At 35.5% G+C, this 18,619-nt stretch carries 20 protein-coding genes; 2 read left to right on the top strand and 18 right to left on the bottom strand.

The window, feature by feature from the left end; genetic code table 11:
* Nucleotides 1-34 precede the first annotated feature (34 nt).
* From BN853_RS03390 to BN853_RS03340, 11 genes are all read right to left on the bottom strand, one after another.
* On the bottom strand, nucleotides 35-1,027 hold the full coding sequence (locus BN853_RS03390; RefSeq protein WP_030004545.1) for an AEC family transporter: 993 nt from the start codon (nucleotides 1,025-1,027) through the stop codon (nucleotides 35-37).
* 150 nt (nucleotides 1,028-1,177) lie between these two features.
* Nucleotides 1,178-1,498: a hypothetical protein gene (locus tag BN853_RS03385; protein WP_030004544.1), complete on the bottom strand. Its 321-nt coding sequence runs from the start codon at nucleotides 1,496-1,498 to the stop codon at nucleotides 1,178-1,180.
* A complete protein-coding gene (locus BN853_RS03380) occupies nucleotides 1,488-1,826 on the bottom strand; it encodes a hypothetical protein (protein ID WP_030004543.1) in 339 nt (112 codons plus the stop codon). The genes BN853_RS03385 and BN853_RS03380 overlap by 11 nt, the downstream gene beginning before the upstream one ends.
* Nucleotides 1,823-3,307 carry a DUF1538 domain-containing protein gene (locus tag BN853_RS03375; RefSeq protein WP_052591201.1) on the bottom strand — a complete coding sequence of 495 codons (1,485 nt, stop codon included), beginning with the start codon at nucleotides 3,305-3,307 and terminating at the stop codon, nucleotides 1,823-1,825. Before BN853_RS03375 ends, BN853_RS03380 begins: the two co-directional genes overlap by 4 nt.
* A gap of 130 nt (nucleotides 3,308-3,437) precedes the next feature.
* On the bottom strand, nucleotides 3,438-4,259 hold the full coding sequence (locus tag BN853_RS03370; RefSeq protein WP_030004541.1) for a ZIP family metal transporter: 822 nt from the start codon (nucleotides 4,257-4,259) through the stop codon (nucleotides 3,438-3,440).
* Nucleotides 4,260-4,284: 25 nt separating this feature from the next.
* Nucleotides 4,285-5,274 carry a DUF4143 domain-containing protein gene (locus tag BN853_RS09125; protein WP_052591199.1) on the bottom strand — a complete coding sequence of 330 codons (990 nt, stop codon included), beginning with the start codon at nucleotides 5,272-5,274 and terminating at the stop codon, nucleotides 4,285-4,287.
* Complete coding sequence (locus tag BN853_RS03360) at nucleotides 5,243-5,584, bottom strand: AAA family ATPase (RefSeq protein ID WP_030004539.1); 342 nt, start codon at nucleotides 5,582-5,584, stop codon at nucleotides 5,243-5,245. The genes BN853_RS09125 and BN853_RS03360 overlap by 32 nt, the downstream gene beginning before the upstream one ends.
* Before the next feature lie 171 nt (nucleotides 5,585-5,755).
* A complete protein-coding gene (locus BN853_RS03355) occupies nucleotides 5,756-6,736 on the bottom strand; it encodes an electron transfer flavoprotein subunit alpha/FixB family protein (RefSeq protein WP_030004538.1) in 981 nt (326 codons plus the stop codon).
* Nucleotides 6,726-7,523: an electron transfer flavoprotein subunit beta/FixA family protein gene (locus tag BN853_RS03350; protein ID WP_030004537.1), complete on the bottom strand. Its 798-nt coding sequence runs from the start codon at nucleotides 7,521-7,523 to the stop codon at nucleotides 6,726-6,728. Before BN853_RS03350 ends, BN853_RS03355 begins: the two co-directional genes overlap by 11 nt.
* Complete coding sequence (locus tag BN853_RS03345) at nucleotides 7,523-8,644, bottom strand: acyl-CoA dehydrogenase family protein (RefSeq protein ID WP_030004536.1); 1,122 nt, start codon at nucleotides 8,642-8,644, stop codon at nucleotides 7,523-7,525. Before BN853_RS03345 ends, BN853_RS03350 begins: the two co-directional genes overlap by 1 nt.
* Nucleotides 8,641-9,048 carry a MaoC family dehydratase gene (locus tag BN853_RS03340; RefSeq protein ID WP_030004535.1) on the bottom strand — a complete coding sequence of 136 codons (408 nt, stop codon included), beginning with the start codon at nucleotides 9,046-9,048 and terminating at the stop codon, nucleotides 8,641-8,643. The genes BN853_RS03345 and BN853_RS03340 overlap by 4 nt, the downstream gene beginning before the upstream one ends.
* A 147-nt stretch (nucleotides 9,049-9,195) precedes the next feature.
* Between BN853_RS03340 and BN853_RS09120 the strand changes: the two genes are divergently transcribed.
* Both BN853_RS09120 and BN853_RS03335 read left to right on the top strand, forming a co-directional pair.
* The gene (locus BN853_RS09120) at nucleotides 9,196-9,321 is read left to right on the top strand and encodes a hypothetical protein (RefSeq protein WP_282430948.1); all 126 of its coding nucleotides are present in this window, start codon (nucleotides 9,196-9,198) and stop codon (nucleotides 9,319-9,321) included.
* Nucleotides 9,322-9,392: 71 nt separating this feature from the next.
* A complete protein-coding gene (locus BN853_RS03335; protein WP_030004534.1) occupies nucleotides 9,393-9,800 on the top strand; it encodes a hypothetical protein in 408 nt (135 codons plus the stop codon).
* Between the two features lie 34 nt (nucleotides 9,801-9,834).
* On the opposite strand, the gene BN853_RS03330 is transcribed toward BN853_RS03335, so the two are convergent.
* The 7 genes from BN853_RS03330 to thrS form a co-directional block, all read right to left on the bottom strand.
* Complete coding sequence (locus BN853_RS03330; RefSeq protein ID WP_030004533.1) at nucleotides 9,835-10,578, bottom strand: alpha/beta fold hydrolase; 744 nt, start codon at nucleotides 10,576-10,578, stop codon at nucleotides 9,835-9,837.
* A 52-nt stretch (nucleotides 10,579-10,630) separates the two neighbouring features.
* A complete protein-coding gene (locus BN853_RS03325) occupies nucleotides 10,631-12,280 on the bottom strand; it encodes a sensor histidine kinase (protein ID WP_030004532.1) in 1,650 nt (549 codons plus the stop codon).
* Entirely contained in the window at nucleotides 12,277-12,942 is a 666-nt protein-coding gene (locus tag BN853_RS03320) for a response regulator transcription factor (protein ID WP_030004531.1), read from the bottom strand. The genes BN853_RS03325 and BN853_RS03320 overlap by 4 nt, the downstream gene beginning before the upstream one ends.
* A gap of 142 nt (nucleotides 12,943-13,084) precedes the next feature.
* Nucleotides 13,085-14,083: a P-loop NTPase gene (locus tag BN853_RS03315; protein WP_030004530.1), complete on the bottom strand. Its 999-nt coding sequence runs from the start codon at nucleotides 14,081-14,083 to the stop codon at nucleotides 13,085-13,087.
* A 91-nt stretch (nucleotides 14,084-14,174) separates the two neighbouring features.
* A complete protein-coding gene (locus tag BN853_RS03310; RefSeq protein ID WP_052591197.1) occupies nucleotides 14,175-15,500 on the bottom strand; it encodes an ABC transporter permease in 1,326 nt (441 codons plus the stop codon).
* Nucleotides 15,487-16,389 carry an ABC transporter ATP-binding protein gene (locus BN853_RS03305; RefSeq protein WP_030004528.1) on the bottom strand — a complete coding sequence of 301 codons (903 nt, stop codon included), beginning with the start codon at nucleotides 16,387-16,389 and terminating at the stop codon, nucleotides 15,487-15,489. Before BN853_RS03305 ends, BN853_RS03310 begins: the two co-directional genes overlap by 14 nt.
* A gap of 147 nt (nucleotides 16,390-16,536) precedes the next feature.
* A complete protein-coding gene (thrS, locus tag BN853_RS03300; protein ID WP_030004527.1) occupies nucleotides 16,537-18,459 on the bottom strand; it encodes a threonine--tRNA ligase in 1,923 nt (640 codons plus the stop codon).
* Between the last annotated feature and the right edge of the window lie 160 nt (nucleotides 18,460-18,619).

Raw genomic sequence — 18,619 nt, 5'->3', positions numbered from 1 at the left:
ATTTGCAAAAAAAAGAAAGAGAAAATTCTCTTTCTTACAGTAATCCGACATTCTTAAAAAAGACAACAAACAAGAAAATTGTGATCACAGAGCCAATGGACGACCAAACAACTAATTGTGCGGCCAATTCTTCGTCACTTCCCATTTCACCTGCCATAACCGCTGATGTCACCGCCACAGGCGAACCAAATAAAGCGATTAACCCTGGTAGTGTTTCGGCACTAATATTAATGACCTCAAACTGCTTAAATAATAAATACCCAACCGATAGTGATAAAATTGGCGTCAATAAAATCTTCCATGTCACGCCTAATAAGATTTCCTTATACATTGATTTAATCGCCTTAAACTCAAAATCAGCGCCAAGAATGATTAAGGCTAATGGTGAGGCAATCACTGCAACATCAGAAATGGCTTTAAACAAAAATGGAATATCCTCTTTTAAGCTGAATGCTGTGGTGTAATTTCTAATGACTAACGCCAATAAACCAAACATAACCCCGATAATTAATGGGTTTTTTGCAATGTTTTTTAGTATACCAATATAACTAACTGGTTTACCTTCTTCTTTGATAAAAACACTTAATCCGATGACAGCTAGCACATTAAATAAAGGAATTGAGAAGGCACTTAAGATTGATGCAATCGCGGTTGCCTCTACACCACCTAACGCAGTGGCAAGCGGTATACCGATAATCGCATAGTTCGAACGAAACGTTGCTTGCACAACAACCCCTTTTCTTCTATCATCTGGTACAAAAAGCAGTACACAAATGATACCTAAGATAAAAACAATAATAATCATTAAGACCGAGTATAAGACAACTGCCCAGTCAATGTCTTTAATTGACTCAATCTTATACACATTAACAAACAGTAATACCGGTAGTGCTACACGAAACACAAAACTATTAGCTACTTTTAGAAACCCCCGGTTAAACATGTTAATTCGTTTTAATTGGTAACCTAATGCAATCAGCAATATGATTGGTAAAATCGCATTAAGTGCGAAAAATAATGTATCCATAATATCCCCCTTAGACATCTAAAGTAATTATACGCTTTAATCGATAAAATGTCATTAAAAAGCGTGCGCTTTCATTCTTTTGTTTCAAAACATGAATGTTTTTTTCATCCATGAACCAATAAAAAAGCCTCCCAAAAGGGAGGCAAGTGATCATTCAATTGGTTCAAAACTAAAGCCAATTGTGTCCTCAACTTTCATCGAAAAACACAACCCTCTGGCTTCAGTTGTAACGCCATACTGACTTGTCATGGCTTGCATTAGCGCGTCTTTTTGTGACTCTAAACAAACAATCAAGAGGAGTTCTTTTTCAGGATGAATCGTGATTCCAAAGAATTTTGATTTTTCCGTTGAAATTGAACTACGACCGTGAAGGATGGTTCCACCCCTTGCCCCTGCTTTTTTGGCTTCTTGCATTGCCTCATAGGCATAGCCATGATTACAAATATATATAATAACTTGTTTATTTTCCATTTGTTAGTCCTCCTAACCCTTCCATTAAGTATTGATATGTACTTGATCCAATCGAGTCGAGTTGAACACTAAAAGCAACACCATTGCCTACCTTATTGAAATCAATGGATTGATTGAGTTCATTTAAAATAAGCACAATGTCTTTGTCACTAACGAGACTTAAGATGATTTCTTTTTCAGTTTCACCTAAGCTTAGCATTTCAAGTCTTTCAGATGAAGCCGTTCCTTTACCCGTGTAGACCGTTTGAAAATCAATTTTAAACTTATGGCATATTTCCGTTACTAAACTACATTTTCCCTTATTAACAATTGTAATTAATAATTTCATTTTTCTACCTCACTTAACTTAATGATCCGTTCAGGTTCAGTCTTGATCTCCACTTTCGCTTGTCTACGTTGATATAAAAAACCTAGAATTTGAATCGTAATCAGTGGTGTCATCGCAACTAGGCTTACTAATCCAAACGCATCCGTCAAAATATTAGAGCCTAAAGAAGTTGCCGCACCTAGTGCAAAGGGAACCAAAAACGCTGATGTCATAGCACCTGAAACGGCCCCACCTGAATCAAACGCAATACCAGAGAATATCGCCGGTGTAAAAAACATTAACGCGATTGCGATTAGATAACCTGGTAGAATAAAGTACCAAATGCTAATCCCTGTAATCACTCTAAGTAAAGACATACCTATCGCAAGTGAAACACCAATAGATAAGCTTGTCATCATAAGTTTCTGAGGAATAGCACCCGCACTTACTTCATGAACTTGTTTATTTAATACGATGACTGACGGTTCTGCCGAGATTACTAAGAATCCAAATAACATCCCTATTGGTATCAAAACCCAATAATACGACGTTGAGGCAAAATGCTCCCCAATATAAAAGGCTAAATTCACTAACCCACCATTAGCACCTGTCAAAAATAATACCAACCCGACGTAAGTATAACCAAACGCAATCATTATCTTCTTAACACGTTCTCTTCGATATCTAAATGCGATCATTTGAAAGAAAAAGAAAAATAAGATAAACGGAAGTATGGCAATCGCCATTTGAAATAAATTGGTAATAAAATAGTCAAGTAGACTTGAGGTTGTGTCTAATATAGGCACATCTGGTTGATTCAATAATCCCAAGATTAATACTGAAATAATTGGACCAATCGAGGCAATCCCAATCAAACCAAACGTATCGATCTCACTCTTTTTGTCACCACGAGAGTGTGACAAACCATAACCCAAGCTCATAATAAATGGCACCGCCATTGGACCAGTCGTCACACCACCTGAATCAAACGCAATCGGAATAAACCCAGGGTTCGTTAACGATACCAAATAGGCAATGACAAACACGATACCATAACTAATTAAAATTAGATATTTAAGCGATATTTGCAAGACAATACGTAGCAGTGCTATGGTAACAAACACACCAACACCCATGGCAACCGCAAGAATCAAAATAACTGGGCTAACCACGGTTTTAAACTGGTCAGATAAAACCCATAATGCCGGTTCTGCCACTGTGATTAAGAAACCGACCAAAAATGCGATTAATATTAGTATTTTCAGTTTTCTTTTCCGAACAATAAAATTACCAATCCCCTCAGCAATTGTAACCATCGACGCGTTAGCACCAATTTGAAAAATGGTTAACCCAAAAACTAAAAGTACCGTACCAATGATAAAGGCTCCAAGTGTTTCCATAGGCACACCAATAAAAGCACTAATGCCAATGACAAGTACAAACACAGGCAGTACTGCTTGGATGGACTCTTTAAAACGACCTCCTAGCATTTTACTAATCAAATGCATCACCCCTTTTTATTTTTAATTATACCATATTTACAGTTTATTTTCGTCAAATATGACATTTTAAATTAACTTCAAACTGTGTTCGCTTATAATATAAAAAAATTGGATGGCTCCAATTAATTTATTAACTTAAAGCGACATCCAATACCATCATTATGATAAAACCAAACAAAAACCCAAACGTCGAAAAGTGTGTACCTGTCGGCGTTGCCTGTTCTTGTGCTTCAGGGATTAATTCTTCAACAACAACGTAAATCATTGCCCCCGCAGCAAACGCTAAAGCGTAGGGTAAAAAGCCTTGCATTGAATTAACTAAGAGCGCACCTATCACTGCGAATACTGGTTCAACAATCGCTGATGCTTGCCCATACATAAATGACTTTTTTCTTGATAATCCTTCTTGTCTTAAAGGAATCGAAACCGCTGCACCTTCTGGGAAGTTTTGAATTCCTATCCCGATTGCAACTGCAATAGCAGCCATCAGTGCTTGATTCATATCACCCGTTAATCCGACAACACCAAAAGCAACACCAACAGCTAAGCCTTCAGGTATGTTGTGTAGTGTAATCGAGAATATCAGCAACACTGTTCGTGATAATGATGTTTTAACCCCTTCAGTTGTGTGATTTTCACCAAAATGCATGTGTGGAATGATTTTATCAAATGCGTATAGAAAAATACCACCCAATAATAACCCAATACTAGCCACAAGCCATGCAATCTTTCCTTGTTCTTGCGCTAGATTAATCGCAGGTGTGATTAATGACCACATACTTGCTGCAATCATTACTCCCGATGCAAAACCAAGCATCATGGCAAGCACTGCTTTATTGATTGTTTTAAAGAAAAAGACTAGGGACGCCCCAAGTGCCGTTAGCCCCCAAGTTAAAATGCCCCCCAGTAAGGCTAAGAGCCAAACTGGTAACCCAATTAGATATTCAATCATATTTTGTATTTTCCCCTATTAACTTTTATTGTAAAAACATTGCCATATAAATTGGCATTTTAACAAATGTATCTATTTCAAATTTATTCGTCATTGAAAGCTTAATTGCGCTTTTTACGCCATAGTTTTCATAGACAGAATCTAATGCTTTTGCCTTCGTATTATCCGCATGGTTAACCGATATGGCAGTTACTCTGTTAAATAGTTTTAAGATAAACTCAACATCCAATGTTGCATTCTTACTAAAATAGTATAACTTATGATTACCTTTGATTAAAATATCAGCAACCAAGCTCTCTAAAACCGCAAATTCTTTATATGAAAAATCTCCGTCCATAATTGATTGCTGTGCCTCTGCTCCATACATAGAAGTCAGCAGACCGATATCTTTTAAATAGACTTTAAAAACATCATACTTCACTTGATTACGAAATGGCCATTTAGGTTCGGTTAAATTGAATGAAATCTCAATTAGATCTGAGTCATGAAGATTTAGAATGCTTTTTTCATATTTTCTTGCATTCGATAGTTCTTCAACGACACCATACATAAACTTTTTATTCGTTTTTTCTAGTTGTTTTGGAATTGAGTTAAAGCAAAGGCTGGTCTTTCTAGATTCCACCTTGCTTAGATACATTTGCATTTGTCTCATGTAATCTTTTAAAATTTCTTTTTGAATTTTCAATGCCGATTTAAAATTATGTTTTGTCGTAAAAACATCAACGACTTTTGGCATTCCACCTATAACTGTATATTCTTTTAATAGTTCCATCACAGCGTCATGAAGAACGCTTGGTACACTTGTTTCAGCGATAAAATGGGTTTTAATTTGTTCGATAACGTTTAAGTTAATGCTATTAGCCCATAAGAATTCTTCGAAATCTAACCCATACAAATTCATCAGCTGTTCGTTTGGATTTAACTCAAGCGGAAAATTATCGATGTTCATCCCATAAGCACTCGTTGCCATAATGACATCGTATTTATCTTGGGCCGTTAAATTTGTTACAGCCATGCGTGCACGCGGACACAAGTGAACTTCGTCTAAAAAAATTAAACGTCTTATTAGGTACCATTTTTTCAGTTTGCAGCTTTAATGATATCTGTTTTGTCAAAGTACCTAAATCAAGCTCACCATCAAAAATAGAGCGAAGTTTCGGATTGTTCTCAAAATCTAAATGAATTAAATTCGTATAATTTTCTTTTGCAAAATAATTCACAATATATGTTTTGCCAACGTGTCTTGATCCCTTTAGTAGGATTGCTTTTTTATCTAGCGAGTCTTTCCATTTGATTAAGTCGTCGAATATCTTTCTTTTTAACATTATTATCACCAATTAAATTATACAACAAATAGAAACGAATGTATAGAATAATTTACATATTTTTTTGAGGTATATTTTTTATAAATCATTGATTAATCAAACAAAGAAAAAAGAATAGAAAATAAAAAAATAACCGGTTTCTTTAGAAAAAACCGGTTATTTTAAATGATTTTATTGCAATATTTCCAACTCTTTAATTAATAACGGTAATACGATTTTCGCATCAGCGACGATTGAAATATCTGCGATATCAAATATTAGTGCTTTAGGATCCGTATTAACCGCAATAACTAGCTCTGATTTATCCATGCCAGCGATATGCTGAATCGCTCCACTTATGCCAAAGGCTAAATAGACTTTTGGTCTTACGGTGGTGCCGGTTTGTCCAACCAGTCTGTCTTTTGGTAGAATATTTACATCAACAACCGCTCTTGAAGCAGCAACCTCTGCTCCGATTTGATTTGATAATCGTTTAAGTTCACTAAACATTGTCGAAACACCTCTGCCTCCTGCAACGACAACGTTCGCTTTGTTTAAGTCGACGTGTTTATCTTCTAGAATTTCCGTTTCAAGTAGTTCAACGTCATTTGAGACTTCTAGCATCGGTACATACTCATGATTGTTGCATACCTGTACTTCAGTTTCCCTTATGGCAAATATATTTGGACGAATCGTTGCCATTTGTGGCACATGATTTTGGCAAATAATGGTTGCAAACAAGTTACCACCAAGTGCTGGCCTAGTCGCTAGTAACAATAACTTATCTATTTGATTTTCAAACTCTAACATTGTCGCATCTGCCGTTAACCCTGTTTTTAGTCTAGCAGAGATACGTGGTGCTAAATCCCGTCCATTTAACGTCGATCCGATTAAGAATACATCTGGACGTGTTTGCATGTAATCACAAATGGCTTTCGTATAATCTTGTGTATTGTACTTAGATAAGCGTTCGTGTTTGATAAAGACAATTTCATTTGCACCACATTTTCTAAGTTTATTTTTATCTTCGATGTTCAATTCTGTCCCTAAATATATAGCGGTTATATGAGTCGAATCTTGAACTTGTGCTCTTGTCTCTGAAATCAATTCTAGACCAATTGGTAAAATGTCATTGTTTTCTTGTTCAATCCAAATAGCAACCTTATGACTCATGATTGTTCACCTCAATATATGGGTATATTTTTTTAGCGATTAGTTTCGCTGCCTCTTCTGGTTCCATCACTTCAACTGGTGATTTTTGAACGACTGGTTTTACAAACGTTTTTTTGACCCATGTTGGTGAGCCTTTAAGTCCGACTTTTGTTTCATCCACGTTCAAATCATCAAATGTGATCAGTAGTACTTCTTTATCGCTTGAATTGAATATGTCATACGCATTCATGTACCTAGGTTTATTCATATCGGATAATGTGGTTATCAGGCAAGGTGTCTTAACTCTAAGTGTTTGAATCTCATGTTTTGTTCGTTTTTTTACGATTAAACGATTGGATTGATAAGATACGATTTCCTGAAGATAAGTGGCTTGCGGAATGCCCAGTAGCTCAGCTACTTGTGGCCCAACTTGTGCAGTGTCCCCATCAATCGCTTGATAGCCAGCAATGATCAAATCAAAAGACAGTGTTTTTAAGAAACTTGATAGGATGGTTGAGGTTGCCAACGTATCAGAGCCAGCAAATTTTCGATCACTAATTAAATACGTTTGGTCAACGCCTCTAGAATAAAGTTCTCTTAACATCATTTCTGCCTGTTTTGGTCCCATTGTAACCACGCTGACGGTTCCACCATAGGTTTTTTTCAATTTTAGTGCTTCTTCAATACCAGCTAAATCATCGGGGTTGATGATGGATTTAACACCTGTTCTGATTAGTGTGTTCATCTCTTTGTCAATCTTAATCTCTGTTGTGTCTGGTACTTGTTTAACTAAGACTACAATATTCATTATTTGAGAACCCTCCCAGCAATGACCATTTTTTGAACTTCTGAGGTACCTTCATAAATTTCTGTGATTTTCGCATCTCTTAAATAGCGTTCAATTTCATAGTCTCTTATGTAGCCATAGCCACCCATGAGTTGAATCGCCTTATCGGATACTTCAACTGCGATTTTCGAACAAAATAGTTTAGCGATCGCAGCTGATTCGGTGTAATTTAATCCTTTTTCTTTGTCACTCACGGCTTTATTTAATAAGCCTCTAGCTGCTTCTATTTGCGTTTTCATTTCAGCAACCACAAATTGAGTGTTTTGAAACGATGCGATTGGTTTATCAAATTGCTTTCTTGTTTTAACATAAGCAACCGCTTTTTCAAATGCACCTTCTGCAATACCAAGGGCTTGAGCCGCTATTCCGATACGCCCCCCATCAAGGGTTGCCATTGCGATTTTAAATCCCTCACCTATTTTGCCTAATAAGTTTTCTTTAGGGATTTTAACCTGATTGAAAATCAATTCGCATGTCGATGACCCCTTGATTCCCATTTTCTTCTCTTTAGGTCCAAAGCTAAAGCCTTCAGTGTTTTTTTCTAAGATGAACGCGCTAATACCTTTTAGACCTAAATCTGAGTTTGTCATCGCAAATATGATATAAATATCCGCATAGATGGCATTTGTTATAAAAATCTTGTTTCCGGTGATTTCATAATAATCACCACAATCTTTGGCTTTTGTTTGTTGCTTAGACGCATCCGTGCCTGCATTAGGTTCAGTCAGTCCAAAGGCTCCTAAATAGGTCCCATTGTTTAATTTTGTCAGGTATTTTTCTTTTTGCTCTTCGGTTCCATATTGATGGATTGGAAAACAACATAAAGAGGTATGTGCCGACAAAATAACGCCGGTGGTCGCACAATATTTCGATAGAATCCTCACCGCATCAATGTATGCCCCATAGTTTGCGCCAGCGCCACCATAAGTGGTTTCATAAGGCAGTCCCATGAGTCGATATTCCTTTAACTTTTCAACCGTTTCTTTTGGAAAACGTTCGTCTCGATCAATCTCATAAGCCAGTGGTTTTACTTCATTAACAGCAAATTCTTCAATCATTTTAATCAATAGTTCATTTTTCATTTTGGCAACATTACAATCGCATGTCCAACGACAACCGCTTCATTATGTTGATTGTAAGCGATTGTTTTCATACGGACTCGATTTTTCTCCTCATTGATTTCTTCGGCTTCAACACAAGCCCTAATGTGGTCATTTAAATATACTGGTCTTATAAATTTTGATTCCTGAGATAAATAAATTGTCCCCTCACCAGGTAGTTGAGTGCCTAAAACAGTAGAAAATAGTGAATTAATTAATCCACCATGCGCGATTCTTTTTTGAAACATGGTCTTTGCAGCATACGTATCGTCTAAGTGAACAGGGTTATGATCCCCTGATACTTCGGCAAAAAGGCATACGTCTGCTTCTGTGATTGTTTTTTCAAAGAAAGCCGCATCTCCAACCTTAATTTCTTTAATTGTCATTTTATTCCTTTAGTCCTTTCTTAAATACTGAATAAACGTTCATCTTAATTTAATGATAGTCCTAATCCTAAGAAATGTCAATAGTATAAATATTTTTTCACTTGTGTTTTTGAATAAAATCGTTTACACTATCTATAGGTGATTACAATGGATAAATTAGACTATCGTCTTCCTAAACGCAAAGATGGCATGAAAACTTTTAATAAAATCATTCAAACAGGAAAAAACTATTTTCAAAAAATGGCTATCAGTCGACTTCAATCAATGAAATAATTGAAAAAGCTGGGATTGCAACTGGCACTTTTTACATTTATTTTGATGATAAATTTGCTCTATATAACTTTTTGTTAAACCAATATCGTCAGTCAATCAGAAAAGCGATTAACGAAGGCATTAAAGACGCTAATTCTCGATATGAAAAAGAACGCCTTGGCATTCGAGCTTTCCTAAAGTTTGCTTGGCAAGACCCGTTATCGTATAGAATCATTTGGGAATCAATGTTTGTTGACAAAGATTTATTCAAGCAATATTATCAAAAGTTCTCCGCTGCTTATGTGAAGAACCTAGCGATTTCAGTTGAAGAACAGGAGCTAAATCCGGAGGTATCTCTTGAAACGCTCTCCTATGTGTTAATGGGGATTTCAAACTTTGTTGGTCTTCAGGTATTATTCAGGGATACATTAACTGATAAAGATCTTGATAAAATCGTAGATGAGGTTATGTTCATACTTAAAAACGGTATTTTCATTTAAAAAAACAACTGAATTTTCAGTTGTTTTTTCCTATTTATTCCGTGTAATCCATAAATGACACAAGGTCATTAATCACTAATTCTTTATCGACATCAAATAACAAATCGTGTTTACTGTTTGGGTAAATAATGATTTGTTTTTTTGATTTCAATCGTTCATAAAATTGTATTGATTCGACCGAATCAACAATTTCATCACTACCGCCATGTTGTATTAAAAGCGGTGTAGTAATTGTTTTTATCGATCGACTAAGCTTTTTCAAGCCTTGGTAGAGTGTTTGATATAACATTTGATAATTGACTTCCTTTAATACGACCGGATCACAATTTAAGCTTAAATCAACTTCATGTCGTTTTTTAGGATCACTATAATTCAACTTAAGCTTTTTATTTCTAAAAAGAAGGCCAGGTAGGATAATCGAATTTATTGGTTTTGTCTTTCCACTCAGCACAATTGCCCCAGAAACGTTCTTATGATCTACTAAGTATAAGTTGGTGATCATCGCACCTAGCGAAAAACCAATTAAAAACACCTTTTTATGGTGCTTACGTACTTCATTAACCGCTTGATCTAATTCATCAACGTAAATTCGATAACTTTTCAATGGGTGATTTGGATGGTTACTCCCATGGCCAAACAAGTCATAAATCGCAGTCGAATAGCCTTTTTCATTTAGTTTTAAACAAACGTCTTTATAAAGACCTTGATGTTCACCCATTCCATGACTTATAACGACAATTCCTTTGTGATTTGGTACTTCATTAAATGTTAAATTCATAATATTCACCTAAACCTATCATAACTCATCATACGTATTTTTCAAAATGATATTATAAAACAGCCGAAAAGGTTATTGTGAACTTAGTCCCTTTATTTAATTCACTATCCACTTCGATTTGACCATGATATTGTTGTACAATGTGTTTAACAATTGAAAGTCCTAAACCAGTGCCGTAGTTTACTTGATTTCTGTGTTTATTCACTTGATAAAAACGTTCAAAAACGCGTTCTTGATGTTGTCTTGATATACCAATGCCTGTGTCTTTAATAACAAATTCAATGAATTGTCTTTTTTGAGTTAACTGAACTGTAATGCTTCCGTTTATTTGATTGTATTTGATTGCATTTTCAATCAAATTTTTGAATAGGGAACGAAAATCTGTCGGGTTACCTAATAGTACCGCATGAGAAATATCTTTCTCGATTGAAATGCTTTTTTCTTTAATTTGAATCATAAAATCATCAAACACTTCATTTAATAGGACATCAAGTTGAACTGGTTGTTTGATTTCTTGTGGTCTGTTTTCAAGTTTCGATAGCAGTAACATATCGGTTAACAAGTTGTCCATCGATCCCGCTTGTTTGATTATTTTAGATGCCAGTTCTTGCTTTTCACTATCTGTCACCATGTCGTATAAAATAAGTTCTGCTTCTCCTCGTATTGATGTTAATGGTGATCTGAGTTCATGTGAAGCATTCGCAAAAAAGTCTCTTTTATTTTTTTCTAGGATTACCTTATTAGTGATGTCTTCAATTAGCACTAAAACCCCATTTTTACCCCGATTTCTAACGAGATTTTTGTTTGTTACGCTCGCCATACGGATTTGATAGACCTGATTTCCATTTGATAACTGAAATGTTTCTACCAGATGATGATCGATAACACGACCTAAGTTTTGTGAAATCAACTCATTTAGTTCTTTAAAATCAAACAAACGATTTTGCAAAACAACTTCTTGGTCACTTGAAAAAATCAGAACACCTTGGTTTGAGTGATTTAGTAAAATATCAAGCAACTCTTTTTGTTGAGATAAACCGTGAGTACTGTCTTCAATGTCGTGACTCATATGGTTAATTCGCAAGATTAATTCATCTAATTCGTCTTGATTGGTCAGAGGAATTTTGAAAAATGATTGATTTACTTTAAGGTAATCAATGTCACATATTAACGTATCCATGGGCTCAAATATTCGTTTTACCCATTTTGAGGTCAATAAATAACCAGTTAAAATAATGACCAATAATAAGAAAAGCATACCTAAGATGTAGTTGTTTTGATCGCTTTGATAGGCCTCTAATGAATAGCCAATTCTAAGATAGTTGTTATCCGGAAGAATGCTCACATAGTAGATATAATCTTCATCGAGCATTTGATCATATCTTGTTACAAACGCACCGACTTCTTTAAACTCTTGATTTGATATAACGTCATTGTCAAGTATTTGATAGGCATCCGTCACTTCACTAGAATCACTTGAAACGACCGTGACACGGTAGCTTGAATCAGCAAAAAACTCGACGAAAGAAACGTCTAAGTTCATTGATAAATAGTAATTTTCTACTTCTTTACTCATTTCAACAATAGCGGAGCGAATTCGTTTTTTTTCCTGGTACTGATTAAAAGAAACACTCAGTCCAAATACCAAGCTTAGTGAAAATAAAAGCACCATGAAAAATGTTAAATTTAATTGTTTTTTCATTCGTGCGTCAACCGGTAGCCAATCGAACGTACACTAATGATTTGAGTTTTTGATCCGATATCACTCATTTTTTGTCTAATCGACTTTATGTGCATGTCAATCGTTCTAGTTTCTAAGGCCAAATCTAGTCCCCATACTTGGTTTAACAAAACTTGTCTTGAAACGGCTTGGTCTCGTTTTTCAACAAGTATTTTAACAATCTCAAATTCTTTATAGGTTAAATTTAGCGTTTGTTCATTTAATAAAGCCATACGTTTATCCAGCTTTAATACCAAATCATGATATTTAAGTTCATTCTCTTTTAAATGTCTGAGCTTATTATTTATTCTAGAGAGTAATTCGAGCACACCAAATGGTTTTTTGATATAATCATCGGCACCTAAATCAAGTCCGGTAACCACATCCATTTCACTCGATAAAGCGGATATAATAATGATAGGAATATCCGAGTTACGTGGGTTTTTCTTTAAATCCATTAAAAGATCAAGCCCATTTTCTTCGCCTAGCATTAAATCCAGCAAAATGAGGTTAGGCTTTTGATTTTCAAGTGCTTCATAAAATGCTTTTGACTCACTAAACCACTGATATTGATATGAGGCATTTTCGAGTGTTTTTTTAATGACGTAAGCGATAGATTTGTCGTCTTCAATGAAATAGATCATTTTTTACCCCCTCTTTACGAACCTTTAATAGACACTAATAGAATAACATAGCCGATTCGCATCTATACTCATTATACAAAAAAACAAGACACCTATAAAGGGCGTCTTGTAAAGACTTTGTAAATATCTTGTAAAAAGAAGATTAATCGAGTAAATCGATGACTTGTGAAGCTAAGTTATCGTAAATGATACCAGCGGGTTCGTTTTTTTGATACACGTATTTACCTTCTGTTGGTTGACCAATTGGAATTTGTGACAATAATTGAACACCTAATGTATTTGCAACACTATTTCCGCCACCTGATCCAAATATATACTCTCGTTTATTGCTGCAGCTATTTAAGAAATAGCTCATGTTTTCGACCACACCAACCACATCGTGACCGATTTGTTGGGCACCCAGTCCAGCCTTTACCGCGACGTGTGCGGCGTTTGGATGCGGTGTTGTTACAATTAGCATTTTCGTGTGTTGTGCAAACTTGTTGATATCTAATGCAACATCCCCTGTTCCAGGTGGCAAGTCAATTAAGACATAGTCTGTATCATCTGCCCATTTAACCCCACCAAAATAGTGTGATAACATTTTCCCTAACATAGGTCCACGCCACATAATTGGTTTATCTCTTGGCATAAAGAATTCAGTTGATATAACTTCAATGCCTTCACCAATCAATGGAATCATTAAATCATCTTCTGTTCCACCAAGTGGTTTAATGTCCACCTTTAGAATTTGAGGAATACTTGCCCCATAAATATCGGCATCAATAATCCCTACTTTTTTCCCTAGACGGGTCAAAGCGACCGCAAGATTCGCTGTAACGGTCGATTTACCAACCCCACCTTTACCTGAGGCAATCCCTAGGTACTTGATTTGCTTAACGTCTTGATCGACGTATTCACTTTTTGAAAAAATGACCTTAATCCCTGGAAAACCAAGTTCGATTTTAACCAGTTTAATCAAATCAATTTTAAATTTTTGTTCTTCTGGTCCACCAGGTTTAGAAAAATATAGCTCTACTTCAACTACGCCGGTTGGTCCAACGGTTAATTTTTTGATCCCGTCAACTTCTTTTAATGTTTTTTTAAAGCCAGGATCTACTAAAGTCTCAATTCGACTTCTTAATTCATCATATGTCGCCATTAATAACACCTCAATAATAATTATAACATGACAAGGACAATTTCCCTTAAAATATGCAAAAAAAACCTCAATCAAAGATTGAGGCTTTTCATTATAAGTGTTTCGAACGTTTAAATAATTTTTTAATGCGTTTCATAAACGGTGAGTTATCATAACTTAAGATCGATGCCTTATAGACTGGCGTTAATAGATAATAAACCAGTACCGTAAATCCGATTAATATGACTAGTGAAATAATCGTATCTAGCAATGACATTGCGCCACTCATGAATAGTGTTGGTACAAGTGTTGGTGCGAATAAAGGAATGTAGCCTAGTATTTTTAAGAATACATTTGGTCCTGTTGTAAAACTGAAAATCGCTCCATAGAAACCAATTAACATGACAATCATCATTGGTGATTGGAATTGTTGGAAATCTTCCATTGTCGTTGACATGGAGGCTAAAACCGCCATAACGATCATGTACATCAACCCACCAACGATGGTAAATAACAACATAACAACAACCGCCTGTGGTAATACACTTAAAACCTCTGAAATGATTTTAGAATCCGTTTGCGTGAACTGACCAATCAATTCTGAAAGATTCATAGACCCACCAGATTGTGCACCTAAGAGCGTCGTGCTAATGAATCCAGCCAACAATGTGTAAATCAAGACTAAGAGCGCTTGTGTAATTAAGAATGCGAATGACGCAATAATTTTTGATAGAAAGTGTGTTCTTGGTGGCACAGTTGACATAACAAACTCAATGGCTTTTGTCGATTTTTCCTCAATAATGTCAGTACCTACGAATTGTACAGACATAACTAACAACATGAATACAGGAATCGAAACTAACATACCAAGAATACCTAATATCATATCTCTTAAAGACGTATCTTCTGATTCTGTGATGACGGTAAAATCAAGTGGTTTCAAGAATTCATTAATCAATTCTAACTCTTCTGGTGTTTTACCTTCTGCCCAAATCGTCGTACGAATTTCTGTTAACGTCAATTCTAATACTTGTTTGTTTAGTACATCGAGTTCTTTTTCATAGAACGTCGCTTGTAAATGATCCCCATTTAAAGATAATACTAAAATCCCTGCTGAATTAAAATAGTTAATATTTTCGGCATCGAATTCGACTAAATTTTCAAATCGAACGTCAGCATCCATCATTAAAGCTTCGTAGTTGCTTGATACATTATCTAAACTATCAATTAACTCATTGTCTGTAAAACGATTCTCAAGCTGATTGACTACAAAGATTAACTCCCCATTGGGTTTGCCATCATCAAACGCTTTTATAATGTTTGGGATATTAAATACAACGAGCATCAACACAAACAAAATCGCATTAGAAATAATAAATGCTTTCGTGCCAAGTCGTTTTTTGATGCCATATTTGACGAGATACTTAAACTTGTTCAAATGATTCACCTACTTTTTCAATAAATATTTCAGAAAGTGTCGCTTGTTCGACATCAAATTTTCTTACGTTACTACATGTTTTGACGTAATCAAATATGTCGTTAGAATACACTTCATCCTCAATTTTAACAATCCACTCATTCGGTTGAATAATGACGTCAAGAACACCTGGAAGGGTAAGCAAGGTATCTTTGTCAAAATCACCAATCATTTTAATGTTGTGACGTTTAAAATCTTTTTTAATGTCTGAAATCTTACCACTTAACACGGCATTTCCTTTTTCTAAAACGATTAACTGCTCACAAAATGATTCCACGTGGTCGATTTGATGAGTAGAAAATATAATCATCGTTCCTTTCTTTTGAAAATCTCTGATGACCTCAACAAATTTATTCGTATTTAGCGGGTCAAGTCCACTAAACGGCTCATCAAGCACCAACAATTTTGGGTTGTTAATGATCGATGAAATAAATTGTATTTTTTGCTGATTACCTTTTGACAACTCACTTATTTTTTTGTCCAAGTAGTTTTTGACGTTAAAACGGTCCAACCAGTAGTCTAGACGTTTTAAGATCGTGTCTTTATCCAAACCTTTGAGTTGTCCATAGTGTAGCATCAATTGCTTAACGGTCAACTTAACTAAGAGTGAACGTTCTTCAATCATGTAACCAATTTGATCCACGTCATCGTAGCTGACTTTCTTACCGTTAAAAAGGATTTCCCCTTCGGTTGGTTCTAATAAGCCTAGAATCATTTTGAATGTTGTTGTTTTACCAGCACCATTAGTTCCTAACAATCCAAATACTTCGCCAGGTCTTATTTCAAATGAAAGTTTTTTAACTGCGGTAAGTTCTCCGTAGTTTTTCTTTACATTAATTACTTCTAACATAATAATCACCTCAGTAACTATATTACCATATTAAAATAAAAATACAATCTTTTTTTATCAATATTTTAAAAAATTCATAAAAATTCTATGAAATACATGCTTTTGCTTATGAAATAAAAAAGAAGCGTTTAAACGCTTCTTTCTAGGTTATTTTTGATTGATTTCGTTTTCGATCAGTTCGATAAATTCATCAAGTGCTACACTCGTTTGATCAATCTTACCGTAACGTCGATAAGTGACCGAACGATTATCAACCTCTTTATCCCCGATAACCAATTGGTATGGGATTTTCTTGGTTTGAGCTTCTCTAATCTTATAGCCAAGTTTTTCATTTCTTAAATCAAGTTCCACACGAATGCCTCGTTTTTTAAACATCTCCGATAATTCAACCGCAAAGTCTTCGTGGAAATTTAAATTGACCGGAATTACTTTTAATTGCACAGGTGCCAACCACAATGGAAATGCGCCTTTATACTCTTCGATTAAGTAGGCAACAAAGCGCTCCATAGTTGAAACAATACCACGGTGAATAACCACTGGCGTGTTATCGTTTTTCCCATCTTCTCCAACGTAGGTTAATTCAAAGCGTCTAGGGAGTAAGAAGTCTAATTGAATGGTTGATAGTGTTTCATCATTTCCAAGCGCTGTTTTTACTTGAACATCCAATTTAGGACCATAAAAGGCCGCTTCACCAATGGCTTCAAAATAGTTCAGATTCAACTCATCCATTGCTTCTTTAAGCATTTTTTGAGCTTCTTCCCACATTTGATCGTCTTTAAAGTATTTTTCTGTGTTTTCTGGGTCGCGGTAACTAAGTCTAAATTTGTAATCTGTAATTTTAAAATCCTTGTATACTTCAAGAAGTAGGTTCAGTGTTCTTGTGAATTCTTCTTTGATTTGATCCGGTCTAACAAAAATATGCGCATCATTTAGTGTCATTTCACGTACGCGTTGTAAACCCGAGAGTGCACCTGACTTTTCATAGCGGTGCATCATACCAAGTTCAGCAATACGAATTGGTAATTCTTTGTATGAGTGAAGTGTGTCCTTAAAAATAAGCATGTGGTGTGGGCAGTTCATTGGTCTTAATACCAATTTCTCACCATCACCCATATCCATTGGTGGGAACATTGAATCTTGGTAGTGATCCCAGTGTCCACTTGTCTTATATAAATCAGCATTTGCCAAAATTGGGGTATAGACGTGTTCATAACCCAGACTAATTTCTTTATCGGTAATGTATCTTTCAATGATTCGGCGGATGGTTGCCCCATTCTTTAACCAAAATGGTAGACCGGCACCAGCTTCATTAGTAATCATGAAGATGCCCATTTCTTTACCAATCTTACGGTGGTCTCTTGCTTTTCTTTCTTCAAGCATCACTAAGTGCTTATCAAGATCTTCTTTAGAATAGAATGAGACACCATAAACACGCGTTAATTGCTTGTTCGAAGAATTACCTCTCCAATACGCACCCGCAATATTCAATAACTTGAAGTGTTTGATTTCTTTTGTGTTAGCCACGTGACCACCACGGCATAAATCAATGAAGTCACCTTGTTGATACACCGTAATAACATCGTCTTTTAAGCCTTCGATTAATTCTAATTTATAAACGTCATTGCTAAAAATTTGTTTGGCTTCTTCGTAACTGACTTCTTTGCCCACAATATCAAAACCTTGTTTAGAAAGTTCGACCATTTTCTTTTCAATGGCTGGTAAGAGTTCGTCTGTAAACTTAATATCTCCAAGGTCAACGTCATAGTAAAACCCTTCGTCAATCGCAGGGCCTACACCAAAACAAGCGTTAGGGTAGATCGATTTGATGGCTTGTGCAAGTAAATGCGCACTTGAATGATTCAGTACAGCAAATGCTTCAGGGTCTTCTTTAGTTATGATTTTAAAGTGGCCATCTGCCTTAATTGGTTTGTTCAATTCGATGACTTGGCCTTCGTAAATTGCAGCAACGGCTTTTTTTGCTAGACTCATTGAAATGCCTTTAGCCACATCAAATGCTGTGCTATTGTTTGCGACTTCTAAAAATTTTCCATCTGGTAAAAATAATTTCATGTGTTATATCCTCCTATTAAAAATAAAAAAAGCCCTTAACAAAGTTAAGGACGAAAATATCGCGGTACCACCTTAGTTCTAGTCAAAAGACTAGCGCTCAAATGCCTTTAACGCAGACATACGACTTCTGTTTTCACAGCTTGCTCATAGGGAGTAATTA

The sequence above is a fragment of the Paracholeplasma brassicae genome (assembly GCF_000967915.1).
Lineage (GTDB): Bacteria > Bacillota_I > Bacilli_A > Acholeplasmatales > UBA5453 > Paracholeplasma > Paracholeplasma brassicae.
This window is presented reverse-complemented; position numbering and strand designations above follow the sequence as displayed.